Origin of the sequence: Streptomyces sp. NBC_00727, from assembly GCF_045161745.1 — a bacterium.
GTDB lineage: Bacteria > Actinomycetota > Actinomycetes > Streptomycetales > Streptomycetaceae > Streptomyces.
Genome location: NZ_CP108981.1, coordinates 667,780 through 682,765, shown reverse-complemented (window position 1 = coordinate 682,765; position 14,986 = coordinate 667,780). Strand labels below are relative to the sequence as shown.

Annotated in this window: 13 protein-coding genes and 1 pseudogene; 6 read left to right on the top strand and 8 right to left on the bottom strand. The window is 71.1% G+C overall.

Annotated features, from left to right (window positions below):
- The first annotated feature begins 54 nt into the window (after nucleotides 1–54).
- Nucleotides 55–1,221 carry an alanine--tRNA ligase-related protein gene (locus OG242_RS02920; RefSeq protein ID WP_405896644.1) on the top strand — a complete coding sequence of 389 codons (1,167 nt, stop codon included), beginning with the start codon at nucleotides 55–57 and terminating at the stop codon, nucleotides 1,219–1,221.
- A 43-nt stretch (nucleotides 1,222–1,264) separates the two neighbouring features.
- Here the strand turns inward: OG242_RS02920 and OG242_RS02915 are convergent, their stop codons facing one another.
- Entirely contained in the window at nucleotides 1,265–2,458 is a 1,194-nt protein-coding gene (locus OG242_RS02915) for a right-handed parallel beta-helix repeat-containing protein (RefSeq protein WP_405896643.1), read from the bottom strand.
- A 160-nt stretch (nucleotides 2,459–2,618) separates the two neighbouring features.
- Nucleotides 2,619–3,298, bottom strand: a pseudogene (locus OG242_RS02910) (2-phosphosulfolactate phosphatase).
- 159 nt (nucleotides 3,299–3,457) lie between these two features.
- Between OG242_RS02910 and def the strand changes: the two are divergent.
- Nucleotides 3,458–4,012 (top strand): peptide deformylase, encoded by a 555-nt coding sequence (gene def, locus OG242_RS02905; RefSeq protein WP_405901489.1) that lies wholly within the window; start codon nucleotides 3,458–3,460, stop codon nucleotides 4,010–4,012.
- Between the two features lie 18 nt (nucleotides 4,013–4,030).
- Here def and OG242_RS02900 read toward each other — a convergent pair whose 3' ends face one another.
- Nucleotides 4,031–4,681, bottom strand: a complete 651-nt coding sequence (locus tag OG242_RS02900) for a TetR family transcriptional regulator (protein ID WP_405896642.1) — start codon at nucleotides 4,679–4,681, stop codon at nucleotides 4,031–4,033.
- 170 nt (nucleotides 4,682–4,851) lie between these two features.
- Here OG242_RS02900 and OG242_RS02895 point away from each other — a divergent pair, with 170 nt between their 5' ends.
- Together OG242_RS02895 and OG242_RS02890 are read left to right on the top strand one after the other, a co-directional pair.
- Entirely contained in the window at nucleotides 4,852–6,078 is a 1,227-nt protein-coding gene (locus OG242_RS02895; protein WP_405896641.1) for an acyl-CoA dehydrogenase family protein, read from the top strand.
- Nucleotides 6,079–6,234: 156 nt separating this feature from the next.
- Complete coding sequence (locus tag OG242_RS02890; protein WP_405896640.1) at nucleotides 6,235–6,633, top strand: hypothetical protein; 399 nt, start codon at nucleotides 6,235–6,237, stop codon at nucleotides 6,631–6,633.
- A gap of 199 nt (nucleotides 6,634–6,832) precedes the next feature.
- Here the strand turns inward: OG242_RS02890 and OG242_RS02885 are convergent, their stop codons facing one another.
- The gene (locus tag OG242_RS02885) at nucleotides 6,833–7,321 is read right to left on the bottom strand and encodes a glutathione peroxidase (protein WP_405896639.1); all 489 of its coding nucleotides are present in this window, start codon (nucleotides 7,319–7,321) and stop codon (nucleotides 6,833–6,835) included.
- A gap of 29 nt (nucleotides 7,322–7,350) precedes the next feature.
- Nucleotides 7,351–7,893, bottom strand: a complete 543-nt coding sequence (locus tag OG242_RS02880; protein ID WP_405896638.1) for a GNAT family N-acetyltransferase — start codon at nucleotides 7,891–7,893, stop codon at nucleotides 7,351–7,353.
- A gap of 232 nt (nucleotides 7,894–8,125) precedes the next feature.
- Between OG242_RS02880 and OG242_RS02875 the strand changes: the two genes are divergently transcribed.
- Nucleotides 8,126–8,560 (top strand): hypothetical protein, encoded by a 435-nt coding sequence (locus OG242_RS02875; protein ID WP_405896637.1) that lies wholly within the window; start codon nucleotides 8,126–8,128, stop codon nucleotides 8,558–8,560.
- Nucleotides 8,561–8,570: 10 nt separating this feature from the next.
- On the opposite strand, the gene OG242_RS02870 is transcribed toward OG242_RS02875, so the two are convergent.
- The 3 genes from OG242_RS02870 to OG242_RS02860 form a co-directional block, all read right to left on the bottom strand.
- Nucleotides 8,571–10,322, bottom strand: coding sequence for a cation:proton antiporter (locus OG242_RS02870; RefSeq protein WP_405896636.1), 1,752 nt, complete (start codon nucleotides 10,320–10,322; stop codon nucleotides 8,571–8,573).
- 284 nt (nucleotides 10,323–10,606) lie between these two features.
- Nucleotides 10,607–11,491: an acyl-CoA thioesterase gene (locus OG242_RS02865; RefSeq protein WP_405896635.1), complete on the bottom strand. Its 885-nt coding sequence runs from the start codon at nucleotides 11,489–11,491 to the stop codon at nucleotides 10,607–10,609.
- 17 nt (nucleotides 11,492–11,508) lie between these two features.
- The gene (locus OG242_RS02860; protein WP_405896634.1) at nucleotides 11,509–14,022 is read right to left on the bottom strand and encodes a DEAD/DEAH box helicase; all 2,514 of its coding nucleotides are present in this window, start codon (nucleotides 14,020–14,022) and stop codon (nucleotides 11,509–11,511) included.
- 169 nt (nucleotides 14,023–14,191) lie between these two features.
- Here OG242_RS02860 and OG242_RS02855 point away from each other — a divergent pair, with 169 nt between their 5' ends.
- Nucleotides 14,192–14,983, top strand: coding sequence for a metal-dependent hydrolase (locus OG242_RS02855; protein ID WP_405901488.1), 792 nt, complete (start codon nucleotides 14,192–14,194; stop codon nucleotides 14,981–14,983).
- The last annotated feature ends 3 nt before the right edge of the window (nucleotides 14,984–14,986 follow it).

The window sequence follows — 14,986 nt, the reverse complement described above, 5'->3', positions numbered from 1 at the left end:
CTGAACGGTTCCGTTCTCCGGCGCCTCCCGCGATCGCGCGAAGGAGCCGTCCCCATGGACACCGAACAGCTGGCCCGTACCTTCATCGAGTACTTCGAGGAGCGCGGCCACCGCCGCATCACCGGTTCCACCCTGCTGCCGCCGCCCGGCGACCCCGTGCTCTTCACCACATCCGGGATGCACCCGCTCACCCCGTATCTGGAGGGCCGCCCGCATCCACTGGGCAGCAGGCTGGTCAACCGGCAGCGCTGCCTGCGCACCACCGACCTGGACGAGGTCGGCGACGCCACCCATCTGACCGTGTTCGAGATGCTCGGCAGCTGGTCGCTGGGCGACTACGAGGGGCCGCGGAGTCTGGAGTGGGGATACGGGCTGCTCACCGAGGGCCTGGGGATCGACCCCGGCCGGCTGCACGCCACCGTGTACGCCGGTGACGACCGCACCGAGCGGGACACCGCTTCGCTGCGGGTGTGGCAGGACCTCGGCGTGCCCGTGGAACTGACCGTCGAGGACAACTGGTGGTCCAACGGTCCGGTCGGGCCGTGCGGCCCCGACTCGGAGATCTTCCTGTGGAGCGGCGAGGGCCCGCCCCGCTCGACACCCACGGGTGACGACCGCTGGGTGGAGGTCTGGAACCACGTCACGATGAGCCACCGCAGGCTCGACGACGGCTCGCTGGTGCCGCTGCCGCAGCGCAATGTCGACACCGGGCTCGGTCTGGAGCGGCTGGCCTCGCTGCTCCAGGGCAAGCGGTCGGTGTTCGAGTGCGATGTCTTCGACCCGTGGCGCCGTCTCGCACCGGCCCTCTGGCCGCTGGACGAACCCTCGCTGCGGCTGGTCTGCGACCACCTGCGCTCCGCCGTCGTCGTCCTCGGCGACGGGGTCCGCCCGGCCGTCACCGGACGCGGGTACGTGCTGCGCCGCCTGCTGCGACGGGCCCTGACCGTGCTCCGGCGCGACGATCCCTCGCGCACCCTGGGCGACCTGCCGGCCGAGTTGGTCCGGCACACCCTGGACCATTTCCGGCAGGACACCGACCCGGGCGAGGTACTGCGGGTGCTGGCCGACGAGGAGCGCCGGTTCGTCCGGCTCCTGGAACGCGGGCGGCAGGTGCTGGCCCGGCCCCGGTTCCGCGGGCCGCTGACCGAGGAGGACCTGCACTACCTCCACGACACCCACGGCCTGCCGCGCGACCTGGTCACGAGCCTGCGGGAGGAGTGAGACGGCAGCGGTGCCGGGGGCCGCCCCGGCACCGCTGGAGGTGTTACGGAGTGACCACGTTCCCGCCGAAGGACACGACCAGGTGGCCGTCGGACGCGAACGACCAGGCGAGGGCGCCGGAGTACGCGGAGCACCGGGAGCCGTTCGAGCCGGACCAGAACTGGTTGGAGCCGTCCGCGTCCCCGACGGTCTTGTCGTTGGAGCCGTCGTCGCTGCGGCAGGAGGTGTTGGAGCGGAACACCGAAGTGCCCTTGTCGAAGGAGAAGTTGCGCTCCTCGTTGTCGATGCCGACGTTGTGGGACACGGTCATCGAGCCGGGGTTGCTGTTGTACGTGAAGCCGTGGTGCCCGTTGTTGTAAGCGATGTTGCGCCGCACGATGTGGTTGACCTTGATCTTGTCGCCGCCGAGCTTGAAGCCGTTGCGGTCGCCGTCCTCGTTCACGGTCCCGTCGGAGAGGGTGCCGTTGTCGTAGCTGAGGGAGTCCTCGATCGTCACCGGACCGATGGGGCCGGTGGCCTTCTTGGTGTACAGGTCCCAGCCGTCGTCGATGTTGTTGTGGGAGACGGTGTAGCGGAAGACGTTGCCGGGGCCCGCGGTGAGCTTGGCGGCGAACCCGTCGGCGTCCTCGCCGTCGGAGTCGGCGTTGTCGTGCGACTCGGAGCTCAGGACGAGGTTGTTCGCGGGCCACTCGTCGTCGGGTGTGCTGGAGGAGATCCGGGAGATCTGCAGGCCCGAGTCGTGGTTGAAGCGGGTCACGACGTGCTCGACGACGTTGTCGCTGCCGCCGACGAAGATGCCGTTGTCGCCGGCGTGCTCGACCGTGATGCCGTCGATGTGCCAGTAGTCGCCGTTCACGGCGAGCCCGCGGTTGGCCGGGTCCTCGCTCATCTCCGAGAAGTTCAGCACCGGCTTCTCGCCCGGGTAGGCGGCCATGGTGGTGCGGGCGCCCGAGGTGCCGTCGTTGCCCGGCGGGATGGTGACCGTCTGCCCGTAGCGGTACGTGCCGCCGCGCAGGTAGATCGTCCCGCCGGTGTCCACCCGGCTGATCGCCGAGGCCAGTGTGGTGGGGTCCGACTCGGTGCCGGCCGCGTCGGTGGTGCCGTCCGGTGCCACGTACAGCGCAGCGGCTGCAAAGGAAGCGTTTTCCGGACCCGGTGCGGCTTGCGCCGTGGTGCCCAGGGCGGTGAGGGAACCGGCCAGCAGGCCGACACATGCGAGAACAGGCTTGAGCTGCATCTTCGACTCCAGGTGGGGGGAGTGAACCGGACGGACTGCCGTCCGGCATGGTGCAAGCGCTTTCCGTCGACCGTAGAGTGACGCCATGGGCACGTCAATGGTCATGCATGTGTTCGCTGATCGGATATGTGAACGTTCTGGCGCCTCCACGCGAAGGCCTTTACGCGAAGGTGTACGGGCGCAGCACCATGAGCGAGTCCTCCTGCGTCGCCGCCATGGCGAAGGAGAACCGATCGAGTTCGAGGCAGAGCGCCACGTCATCGGTGTGGGATCCCTCGCGCACCCCCTGCGCCAGCTCGGCGGCGGCGCGCGAATCCCCGGCCCGGCGCAGATACGGCGCCGCGTCCGCCGTCTCCCCGGCCGCCCGGCGGGCGATGTACTGGGCGCACGCCAGGTCCTCGTCGGCGCGCCCGTCCTCACCGGTGACCACGAAGGTGACGTCGTGGCACCCGCGTTCCCGCAGCAGCCGGGCCGTCGCCCCCCGCCACCACGAAGCCGGCGCACAGCACCAAAGACGCGTCCTTCACCGCGAGGGCGCCGACCGTCCCCGCCGTGGTCTTCTGCACCACGGTCCGGCCGCCCAGGTCCTGCGAGCGCAGCTGCCCCGGAGAGTTGACGGCGTCGAACCCGGGCGCGGGCGCCCCGTCCTTGAGCGCCACCCAGTCCGGGCGCCCCGTCCTTGAGCGCCAGCGCCTCGTCGAGCGACCCGGCGAGCACGATCTTCTCCGCGCCCCGGGCGAAGGCCCAGGCCGCCACGGTGTAAGCGCGCATGACATCGACGACGACCGCCACGGAGGGGGTCGCGGACAGCTCGGCGATACCGAGGAAGCGGGCGTCCATCCGCCCATGATCGCCCACGGCCGGCCGTGCCCGCCCGGCACAGTGGAGCACATCACACCGGCGGCCCGGGAAGGCCGCCCGGGTGACCGCGGCAAGGGCGTTGACGCAGGCCTCCGGCGGGCCGTTCGGCGTCTTTGGCACCGCCCCATGGAACGTACGATGGCCGCCATGCGCAACCGCCCGATCCCCGGCAGCTCCGGAATCGTCCGCACCATGAGCCTGCTCGGCGACCCGGTCCTGCACGCGCCGTGTGAACCGGTCACGGACTTCGGTCCCTCGCTCGCCCGGCTCGTCGAGGACATGTACGCCACGATGTACGAGGCGCGGGGCGTCGGGCTCGCCGCCAACCAGATCGGTGTGCCCTCAAGGGTGTTCGTCTTCGACTGTCCCGACGACGAGGACGTGCGCCACCTCGGGCACGTCGTCAACCCGGTCCTGGTGGAGGCGGACGGGATCACCGTGCGCGGGCCCGAGGGCTGCCTCTCGCTGCCGGGCCTGGAGGCCGGTACGCGGCGCTTCGACCACGCGGTCGTCGAGGGCGTCACGGTGGCGGGCGAGCCGGTCCGGATCGACGGCACCGGCTTCTTCGCCCGCTGCCTCCAGCACGAGTGCGACCACCTGGAGGGCCGGGTCTACACCGACCGGCTGACCGGACTGCGCCGGGCCCGGGTGCTGCGTGCGGCCCGCCGGGCACCCTGGGGGCGCACCGACTGACACCCGGCCGACGGCCCGTCAGAATCCGGGGCCGTCCGCGCGGTCGCCCGCCGCGGCCAGCCTGCCCCAGAGGAGATCGGCCAGGCTGCGGACCAACTGCTCGCGCGAGCACGGGCGTTCGCCGAGCCACCAGTCGCCCGCCGCGTGCATCATGCCGACGATGCCGTGGCCCCAGATCCGGGCCATCGCCTCGCTGTCCGGGCCGAGGTCCACCCGCTCCGCGATGACGGTGGCCAGTTCCTCGCCCAGCCGGCGCAGCAGTGGCGCGGAGTGCCGGCCCACGTCGAAGCCCTGCTCGGGGGAGGGGGTCGCGTCGTCGGACGGGTGCATCAGGAAGCGGTACACCTGAGGGCGCGCCTCGATCGCCGCGAGGTAGGTGTCGAGCGTCGACTCGACCCGGGCACGCCGGTCGGCGGGGGCGTCGAGCGCGGCGCGCAGGGCGCTCAGCAGTGCGTCGGTGTGCCGCTTGGCGAGGGCGCGGTAGAGCCCGCCCTTGTCGCCGAAGTGCCGGTAGAGGATCGGCTTGGTGATCCCCGCCTCCGCCGCGATGGCGTTCATCGAGGCGCCGGGGCCGTCCCTGAGCACCACGCGGTCGGCGGCCTCGAGCAGCTCGCGGCGGCGGCGCTCGGCCGTGGTCCGCTGGCGCTCGGCCTGTCGTGTGGTCTCCATGTCGTCTCTCCCACCCCTGGCCGTGCTGTCCGTCGTGCCTGCGCAACGTAACACCCTGTCCGGCGCGGTGCGGATGGCGTCTCATCCGGTTGACAGAGGCTACTTGCCAGTAACAGACTGTTGTTACCGCAAGTAACGACGCGTTTCGACGGCAGCACGTGGAGGGGAACATGGCCGAGTTCACGCTTGAGCTCAACGATGACCAGAAGCAGGTCCGTGACTGGCTCCACGGCTTCGCCGCGGACGTGATCCGGCCGGCCGCTTCCGAGTGGGACGAGCGTGAGGAAACGCCCTGGCCCGTCATCCAGGAGGCGGCGAAGGTCGGGATCTACTCCCTCGACTTCTACGCCCAGCAGTTCTTCGATCCTACGGGGCTCGGCATCCCGATGGCCATGGAAGAGCTGTTCTGGGGCGACGCCGGCATCGCCCTGTCCATCGTCGGTACGGGCCTGGCGGCCGTCGGCGTCCTCGCCAACGGCACCGAGGAGCAGATCGGCACCTGGATCCCGCAGATGTACGGGGACGCCGACGACGTGAAGGTCGCGGCCTTCTGCTCCTCCGAGCCCGACGCCGGCTCCGACGTCGCCTCGATGCGCACCCGCGCGGTCTACGACCAGGCCAAGGACGAGTGGGTGCTCAACGGCACCAAGACCTGGGCGACCAACGGCGGCATCGCCAACGTCCACGTGGTGGTCGCGGTCGTCGACCCCGGGCTCGGCTCCAAGGGGCACGCCTCCTTCATCGTCCCGCCGGACACCCCCGGCCTCTCCCAGGGCCAGAAGTTCAAGAAGCACGGCATCCGCGCCTCGCACACCGCCGAGGTCGTCCTGGAGGACGTGCGCGTACCGGGGCACTGCCTGCTCGGCGGCAAGGAGAAGCTCGACCAGCGCCTCGCCCGCGCCCGCGAGCGGGCCGCCACCGGCGGCGAGCGCGTGAAGAACGCGGCGATGGCCACCTTCGAGGCGTCCCGCCCGGCCGTCGGCGCCATGGCCGTCGGCACCGCCCGGGCCGCGTACGAAGTGGCGCTCGACTACGCCAAGACGCGGACCCAGTTCGGCCGCCCGATCATCGACAACCAGGGCGTCGCCTTCCAGCTCGCCGACATGCGGACGCAGATCGACGCGGCCCGGCTGCTGGTCTGGCGCGCCTCCTGGATGGCCACCACCGGCAAGCCGTTCGAGTCGGCCGAGGGCTCCATGTCCAAGCTGTACGCGAGCGAGACGGCCAAGAAGGTCACCGCCCAGGCGGTCCAGATCCTCGGCGGCAACGGCTTCACCCGCGAGTACCCGGTGGAGCGCATGCACCGGGACGCCGCGATCTACACGATCTTCGAGGGCACGAGCGAGATCCAGCGGCTGGTCATCGCCCGCACCCTGTCCGGCATGCCCATCCGCTGACCGCACCCCGCGGCCCGCGCACACGAGCGGCCCCCGCCTCCCGGCCCACTGCCGGGAGCCGGGGGCCGCTCGCGCCCGCCGTCACGATGGTGTGCACCTGCCATGTACCTGTAGATTCCCCGTGGAGATCGTGACCGGGACATGGAGGGGGCAGAGATGGTGGGGTCCGGTGCGGGACGGGTCGCGGCGGTCGCCGCCGCGGCGTTCGGGCTCGTCGTCACCGCGCAGACGACGGCGTCCGCCGAGCCGCGGACGGTCGAAGCGGTCTTCGGCGGCCACGGGGAGTGGAACGCCGACCCGTACGGCTCCGCCCCCGGGGACTCGATTCGCGCCTGCGACACCGAGGCCGACGGCTGGAGCATCGAGGTGAAGCTCGACATAGGACGCGACGGCACCTGGGACCGCGTCGCGACCACCCGCGGCCACACCTCGCCCTACTGCACGCCGTGGAAGACCGGCAACATCAAGGAGGGCACCCCCGTCCGCGTCCAGGTGACGAACGTGGGCGGCGATGCCACCTACCCCAAGGGCTCCCTGCTGCTGAGCCACGCTTAGGGGGTGTCTTGTCGATCAGGGCCGGGTCCGCGGCGCCTGGCACGGCACCTCGCGGCGTTGCCGAACCGCCCTAATCGCTCCTTCCCCAAGCTCTCAACTCCGTTCGAGCAGGGGAGACCCCACTGAGAACGCTCCGGCGCCTTGCGATGCACCGCACCAGACGCCGCGGCCTATCCGACCCTGACCGACAAGACACCCCCTAAGCAGGCAGCTGCGCCTCGATCGCAGCGACCAGCTCCGGGGCGTCCGGCTCCGTGCGGGGGCGGATGCGGGCCACCGGCTCGCCCGCCGGGGAGATCAGGAACTTCTCGAAGTTCCACTGGACGTCCCCGGACTCGCCGTCGGCGTCCGCGAGCCGCGTCAGCTCCACGTACAACGGGTGCCGGCCCTCGCCGTTCACCTCGGTCTTCTCCAGCAGCGGGAAGCTCACCCCGTACGTCGTCGAGCAGAACGTGTCGATCTCCTCCGCGCTCCCCGGCTCCTGGCCGCCGAACTGGTTGCACGGCACGCCCAGCACGGTGAGACCGCGGTCCCCGTACTCCTTCTGGAGCCGCTCCAGACCGGCGTACTGCGGGGTCAGACCGCACTTCGATGCCACGTTCACCAGCAGCACCGCCCGGCCGCGGTAGTCGCCCAGCGACGTCGGCTCGCCGTGGAGGGTACGCAGCGGAATGTCGTACAGCGTCATGGATGTCTCCTCATCAGTGTCTTCGGGGATCATTCTCGCCCGCCCTCCGGTACGAGGCCGACCGCCTTGTAGTAGAAGGTCGTCGGCTTCAGCACCCCGGCCGGGTCGGCCGCGTAGTCCGGGACGGACCCGCACTCCGTCCAGCCCGCCGCGCGGTACAGCCGCTCCGCCGGGCCGCCGCTCTCGGTGTCCAGGACCAGCAGCGTGACGCCCTCCTCGGCCGCCGCGCGCTCGACCGCGGCCAGCAGTTCCCGGCCGAGACCGCGTCCGCGCGCCGACGGGCGGACCATCAGCTTGGCCACCTCAGCGCGGTGGCGGGCGTTGGGCAGCGGCGTCCGGACCAGACCGATCGTCCCCGCGATGCGTTCCCCGTCCCGGGCGATCCACACCCCCAGCTGCCCCGCCTCCACGGACGCGGCCCGGGCGCGCCACCACTCGGCGGCCACGCCCCGGTCCAGCGGCACGAGGAACCCCACCGACGAGCCGCCGCCGACGGTCTCCACCAGCAGGGCGGCCAGCTCATCGGCGTACGTGACCAGCTCGGGTCCGGACACGGGGGCGATCTCGGTCATGGGGCAGGTCCTTTCCACGGGACGAAGGGGGCGGCACCGACGGGGCCGTACGCCGGTCCGCGCGGAGAGCGGCGTGATCATAAGCCTCCGCTCGCCGAAGGTGCGAGCGGCACTCCCACGGCCCCTGCCCGCCGTAGTGCCGGGCACGCACGCTCGTGCCACGCTGGAACCCGGACGCCCGGTGCGGCACACCGTTCCCGCCGGACGGCCACGCCAACGAAGGAGGCCCGAAATGGCCGGTACCGGCAGCGCAGCACAAACGACTCACGGCACGAGCGGATCGCACCACCCCTTCAGAACGGGCTGGACCGCGTTCGCCGCAATCCTGATGATCTTCGGTGGTGCCATGGCGATCCTGCAAGGGATCTCCGCCATCGCCAAGGACGACGTATTCGTCGCCACGCGCAACTACGTCTTCCAGTTCAACCTGACGGGCTGGGGCTGGATCCACCTCATTCTCGGCATCGTCATCGTGCTCGCGGGCTGTGCCCTGTTCACCGGAGCGCTCTGGGCACGCGTCCTCGGCGTGCTGCTCGCCGGTCTCGGCGCGCTCGCCAACTTCGCTTGGCTGCCGCACTATCCGCTGTGGTCCATCGTGCTCATCGCCATCGACGTCTTCATCATCTGGGCGCTCTGCACGGGCGGGGACCACCGCGCGAGGGCGTGAAGGGGCCGCCTCACGGCTCCCTCAGCAGTACGAGCGTGTCGCCCGGAACCGGCTCCGGGCGCTCGCCGTCCGTGACCGGGACGAGCCGGCCCTCCGGACGCACCACGAACAGCACATGCTCACCGGCCGCGGGCGGGCCGTCCGCGGGCCGCGTCACCACCCGCGCCCCGGCCTCGTACTTCCTGGTGATCTCGGGCCGGGTGAGGCCCGCGTCGAACAGCGACTCGCCCTCCGTGCACGGGGCCACCACACCCTCGCTCGCGGCGGACGGCGCGAGGCGGCGTACCGTCCCCTTGACGTTCTCGCGGAGAGTGAGCGAGGCCAATGCGTTGAAGTCGTCCTCACCGGTGAGCAGCAGCACGTCGGTGATCCCCTCGAGCACCGCGCCGATGCCCTCCGCGGAGGACAGCAGCTCGCCGGGCGCCAGCTCCAGTCCGGCCGCCTCGATCCGCGACCGTTCCTCCTCAGCGCCCGCCCACACCAGCACGTCGAGCCCCGCCGTCCTCAGGGCGCACGCCAGGTCGACCGCCCAGGGCGCCCCGCCCACCAGCAGGGGCCTGGAGCGAGCCGACCGCAGCACCCCGAGCCGCCGCGCCACCGGGAACGCCGTCAGGCCGTAGAGCATCACCGTCGCGACGATCACCACGAACGTCGCGGGCAGGATGCGCTCAGCACCGGCGATGTGGTGCGCGGCGAGTTCGGCCGAGAACGTGGAGGCGGTGGCCGCGGCGACGATGCCCCGGGGCGCCATCCAGCCGATGAACCACCGCTCCGGGACCGGCACATCGGTACCGGACGCCGCCAGGTGCGCGATGAGCGGCCTGGTCACCAGGACGAGCAGGGCGACCAGCGCCAGCGAGGGCAGCACCACGTGCCGCAGCGACGCCGGGGTCACCGTCGCCGAGATGGAGACGAACAGCAGCCCGATGATCAGGGAGACCAGCGTCTCGAAGAACGGCCGGCGCGTGGGCAGCTCCAGGCCCGGCAGGTTGGCCATGGCCATCCCCATGACGACGGCGGAGATCAGGCCCGTGTCGTCGCGCAACGCGTCGCAGGCGGCGGCCACCCCGATCACGGCCGCCAGTTGCACCGACGTCGCCAGCTCCTCGCCGATCCGCACCCGCCCCAGCACCAGCCACAGCACCCCCGCGCCGACCGCGCCCGCCCCGACGCCCAGCGCCGCGCTGGCCAGGAAGTGCCCGAGGCCGCTGCCGAACCCCGGCCGGCTGCCCGCGAGGACCCCGTGGAAGACGAGCGCCCCAAGAATGCCGCCGACCGGGTCGATCAGCGAGCCCTCCCAGACGAGGATCCGCTGCAACCGCTCGGTGGGCCGTACGAAGGCGAGCAGCGGCCCCACGACCGTCGGGCCGGACACGACGAGGATCGCCGCGAGCATGACGGCCGCCTGTGCCGACATGTCCAGCACCGGTACGGCGAACAGCGCGGCGGACACCACCGTCAGCAGCACTCCCAGCCACAGCAGCCGGATCACCACCCGCCGGTTGTGACCTCTGAGCCGCTTCAGGTCCAGCCCCAGGCCGGCGTCGTACAGGATCACCGCCACCGCCAGCGACACCAGCGGCGAGAAGGAGGCCCCCAGCAGCCGCTGCGGATCGACGTCGTCGGTGAGCGCCCCCACGGTGAACCCGGCCGGCAGCAGCACGAGCAGCGCCGGCACCCGCAACCGGCTCGCCAGCAACTGCGACCCGACCGCGAGGACCACGATCAGCCCCAGCCCCACGTACACCTGATCCGCCGTCATCGACCCGCCTCCTCCGGCGCACCCCGGGCGCCGGACGCGACCCGCACAGCAGCGCGCGCGTTCCAGCTTCCGTGCCGCAGGGCGGCGCAAGCGCGAGGGCTCGCGCCCCGGGCGTTCTCCGCGGCCCCGCATCCCCTGTACGGACCAATCGACAGGAGACCCCCCGGGGCCTTTCGTTCGGATCAGGCCGGGCTCGCGGGCTCCGGCACCGCACCCCGCGCCGCCCGACATCCGTCACCGGCGGCACGAGGTCGGTCAGGACGTGCTCCCCGGCACCTGAGCCGTTACGCGGACGGCGCGTCGCCCAGCCGCCGGAACAGGCCCTCCTGCACCACCGACACCAGCAGATGGCCCGACCGGTCGTAGATCCGGCCGCGCGCCAGACCCCGCCCGCCCGTCGCGACCGGCGACTCCTGGTCGTACAGGAACCACTCGTCCGCCCGGAACGGCCGGTGGAACCACATCGCGTGGTCCAGCGACGCCATGTCGAAGCCGCGCGGACCCCACAGCGGCTCCACCGGGATGCGGACCGCGTCCAGCAGCGTCATGTCGCTCGCGTACGTCAGCGCACACGTGTGCACCAGCGGATCGTCGCCCAGCGGGCCGACCGCGCGCATCCACACCGCGCTGCGCGGATCCGCGTTTTTGATCTCGTCCCGCGTCCAGCGCAGCCGGTCCACGTAGCGGATGTCGAACGGCTGGCGCCGCGCCATCCGCTCCAGGGCCTCCGGCAGACCGCCCAGGTGCTCGCGCACCTCCTCGGCGACCGTCGGCAGTTCCTCGGGATCCGGCACCACCCGGGCCGGCGGCAGTTGGTGCTCGAAGCCGGCCTCCTCGGGCCGGTGGAACGACGCCGTCAGGTTGAAGATCGTCCGGCCCTGCTGGACGGCCGTCACCCGGCGGGTCGTGAACGACCTGCCGTCCCGGACGCGCTCCACGTCGTACACGATCGGCACCCCGGGACGGCCCGGCCGCAGGAAGTAGGCGTGCAGCGAGTGCACCGGCCGGTCCCCGTCCGTGGTGCGGCCCGCCGCCACGAGCGCCTGACCCGCGACCTGTCCGCCGAAGACCCGCTGCAGCGACTCGTCGGGACTGCGGCCCCGGAAGATGTTGACCTCGATCCGCTCCAGGTCGAGCAGATCGACCAGGCGCTCGGCGGGGTTCGTCATGCCGTCCTTCTCCACTCTCACAGCTGGCCCACGGACGTGACCCGCACGACCGCCCGGCCCTCCTCATCCGACGCGGCGAGGTCGACCTCCGCGCTGATCCCCCAGTCGTGGTCGCCGTTCGGGTCGGCGAACGTCTGCCGGACCCGCCACACACCGTGCGCCGCGTCCTCGTCGATCTTCAGCAGCTTCGGACCGCGCGCGTCGGGACCGGTGCCCAGCTCCTCGTACTCGTCCCAGTACGCGTCCATCGCCTCGCCCCACGCGTCCTCGTCCCAGCCCGCGTCCGCGTCCAGCTCGCCCAGGTCGCGGACCCGGTCCAGCGCGGCCAGCTCCACCCGGCGGAACATCGCGTTGCGCACCAGCACCCGGAACGCGCGGGCGTTCGCCGTGACCGGCTTGACCTCGTCCGCCCGCTCCTGCGCCTGCTCGGCGGTCTCCACCTCGGGGTTGGCCAGCTGCTCCCACTCGTCGAGAAGGCTGGAGTCGACCTGACGGACCATCTCGCCCAGCCAGGCGATCAGATCCTCCAGGTCCTCGGACTTGAGGTCGTCCGGAATGGTGTGCTCCAGCGCCTTGTACGCACTCGCCAGATACCGCAGCACGATGCCCTCGGTGCGCGCCAGCTCGTAGTTCGAGGTGAACTCCGTGAACGTCATGGCCCGTTCGTACATGTCACGGATCACCGACTTCGGCGACACCGGATGGTCGCCCACCCACGGGTGGCTGCGCCGGTAGACGTCGTACGCGTGCCACAGCAGCTCGCTCAGCGGCTTCGGGTACGTCACCTCCTGGAGCAGCTCCATCCGCTCCTCGTACTCGATGCCGTCGGCCTTCATCTGCCCGACCGCCTCACCGCGCGCCTTGTTCTGCTGCGCGGCCAGGATCTGGCGCGGGTCGTCGAGCGTCGACTCCACCACGGAGACCATGTCCAGCGCGTACGACGGCGAGTCCGGGTCCAGCAGCTCGAAAGCGGCGAGCGCGAACGTCGACAGCGGCTGGTTCAGCGCGAAGTCCTGCTGGAGGTCGACGGTCAGCCGCACGATGCGGCCCTCCGCGTCCGGCTCGTCCAGCTGCTCCACCACACCGCCGTCCAGCAGCGACCGGTAGATCGCGATGGCCCGGCGGATGTGCCGCAACTGCGCCCGGCGCGGCTCGTGGTTGTCCTCCAGCAGATGCCGCATCGCCTCGAAGGCGTTGCCCGGCCGGGCGATCACGGACAGCAGCATCGTGTGCGTGACCCGGAAACGCGAGGTCAGCGGCTCCGGATCGGACTGGATCAGCTTGTCGAACGTGGTCTCCGACCAGGCCACGAAGCCCTCGGGCGCCTTCTTGCGGACGACCTTCCGCTTCTTCTTCGGGTCGTCACCCGCCTTCTTGACCGCCTTCTCGTTCTCGATGACGTGCTCGGGGGCCTGGGCGACGACGAAGCCCGCCGTGTCGAAGCCCGCCCGGCCCGCCCGGCCGGCGATCTGGTGGAACTCACGCGCCCGCAGAGTCCGCACCCGGGTGCCGTCGTACTTGGTGAGCGCCGTGAACAGCACCGTGCGGATCGGTACGTTGACGCCCACGCCCAGCGTGTCCGTACCGCAGATCACCTTCAGCAGACCCGCCTGCGCCAGCTTCTCCACCAGCCTGCGGTACTTGGGGAGCATGCCCGCGTGGTGCACACCGATCCCATGGCGCACGTACCGCGAGAGGTTCTGGCCGAACTTGGTGGTGAAGCGGAAGTTGCCGATGAGATCGGCGATCTTCTCCTTCTCCTCCTTGGTGCACATGTTGATGCTCATCAGCGACTGCGCCCGCTCGACGGCCGCGGCCTGGGTGAAGTGCACGATGTAGACCGGTGACTGCCGGGTGTCCAGCAGTTCGGTGATCGTCTCGGTGATCGGCGTCAGCCGGTACTCGTAACTGAGCGGGACCGGGCGGGTCGCCGAACGCACCACCGAGGTGGGGCGGCCGGTGCGCCGAGTCAGGTCCTCCTCGAACATCCGGACGTCACCGAGCGTCGCCGACATCAGGACGAACTGCGCCTGCGGCAGCTCCAGGATCGGGATCTGCCAGGCCCACCCGCGGTCCTGCTCCGCGTAGAAGTGGAACTCGTCCATCACGACCTGGCCGATGTCCGCGTACTTCCCGTCACGCAGCGCGATGGAGGCCAGCACCTCGGCGGTGCAGCAGATCACCGGTGCGTCGGCGTTGACCGACGCGTCCCCGGTGAGCATGCCGACGTTCTCCGTACCGAACAGCTTGCACAGGTCGAAGAACTTCTCCGAGACCAGCGCCTTGATCGGCGCGGTGTAGAAGGTGACCTTGTCCTGGGCCAGGGCCGTGAAGTGCGCACCCGCCGCGACCAGGCTCTTCCCGGACCCCGTAGGGGTGGACAGGATCACGTTGGCCCCGGACACCACCTCGATCAGCGCCTCCTCCTGAGCGGGGTAGAGGGTGATCCCCTGCGTCTCGGTCCAGGACGAGAAGGCCTCGAAGAGAGCGTCGGGATCGTCGGTCGGGGGCAGCTGATCGATAAGGGTCACGCCCCCATCTTGCCTGTCTTCCGCCCCGATGAGGGAACCGGACGACGGCAGGAAGATCACGGACGATACGCTGCCCTCGCAACTCGGCCACGCCGCAACGGCGGTGGCCGGATCCCGCGCCCGGGCACCGCTCGGCGCACTCGGCGACACCTACGGGGGCTCGGCAGTCATGATGGGACCGGCACACTCTCTGTCAGGGGCAGCGGCCTGGCTGGGGGTGGGCGCCGCGGCGGCCGCCACGGGCCACACCATGCCGTGGCCCGTCCTCGTCGTCGGAGCCCTGATCAGCGCGGGTGCCGCGCTCGCCCCCGACCTCGACCACAAGTCGGCGACCATCTCGCGCGCCTTCGGACCCCTCTCGCGCGGGGTGTGCGAGATCGTCGACAAGCTCTCGCACGCCGTCTACAAGGCCACCCGGATGCGGGGCGACTCCAACCGCAACGGCGGCCACCGCACCCTCACCCACACCTGGGTATGGGCGGTCCTGATCGGTGCGGGTGCCTCGGCCGTCGCGATCAGCGCTGAGCGGTGGGGAGTCCTCGCCATCCTCTTCGTCCACCTCGTCCTCGCCGTCGAGGGGCTGCTCTGGCGCGCCGCCCGGGTCTCCAGCGACGTCCTGGTGTGGATGCTCGGGGCGACCAGCGCCTGGATCCTCGCCGGCGTCCTCGACCAGCCGGGCAACGGCGCCGACTGGCTGTTCACCGACCCCGGCCAGGAGTACCTGTGGCTCGGGCTGCCCATCGTGCTCGGCGCACTCGTCCATGACATCGGCGACGCCCTGACCGTCTCGGGCTGTCCGATCCTGTGGCCGATCCCGTTGGGCCGCAAGCGCTGGTACCCGATCGGGCCGCCGAAGTTCATGCGCTTCAGGGCCGGCAGCTGGGTGGAGATCAAGGTACTGATGCCGGTCTTCATGATCCTCGGCGGCGTCGGCGCGGCGGCCGCGATGAACGTCATCTGAGCC

Coding starts and splice junctions, on each gene's coding strand:
- OG242_RS02920 (WP_405896644.1), top strand. CDS start 55: ATGGACACCGAACAGCTGGCCCGTACCTTCATCGAGTACTTCGAGGAG.
- OG242_RS02875 (WP_405896637.1), top strand. CDS start 8,126: ATGGCCGGTACCGGCAGCGCAGCACAAACGACTCACGGCACGAGCGGA.
- OG242_RS02895 (WP_405896641.1), top strand. CDS start 4,852: ATGGCCGAGTTCACGCTTGAGCTCAACGATGACCAGAAGCAGGTCCGT.
- OG242_RS02855 (WP_405901488.1), top strand. CDS start 14,192: ATGATGGGACCGGCACACTCTCTGTCAGGGGCAGCGGCCTGGCTGGGG.
- OG242_RS02885 (WP_405896639.1), bottom strand. CDS start 7,321: ATGACGCTGTACGACATTCCGCTGCGTACCCTCCACGGCGAGCCGACG.
- def (WP_405901489.1), top strand. CDS start 3,458: ATGGCCGCCATGCGCAACCGCCCGATCCCCGGCAGCTCCGGAATCGTC.
- OG242_RS02870 (WP_405896636.1), bottom strand. CDS start 10,322: ATGACGGCGGATCAGGTGTACGTGGGGCTGGGGCTGATCGTGGTCCTC.
- OG242_RS02865 (WP_405896635.1), bottom strand. CDS start 11,491: ATGACGAACCCCGCCGAGCGCCTGGTCGATCTGCTCGACCTGGAGCGG.
- OG242_RS02900 (WP_405896642.1), bottom strand. CDS start 4,681: ATGGAGACCACACGACAGGCCGAGCGCCAGCGGACCACGGCCGAGCGC.
- OG242_RS02890 (WP_405896640.1), top strand. CDS start 6,235: ATGGTGGGGTCCGGTGCGGGACGGGTCGCGGCGGTCGCCGCCGCGGCG.
- OG242_RS02915 (WP_405896643.1), bottom strand. CDS start 2,458: ATGCAGCTCAAGCCTGTTCTCGCATGTGTCGGCCTGCTGGCCGGTTCC.
- OG242_RS02880 (WP_405896638.1), bottom strand. CDS start 7,893: ATGACCGAGATCGCCCCCGTGTCCGGACCCGAGCTGGTCACGTACGCC.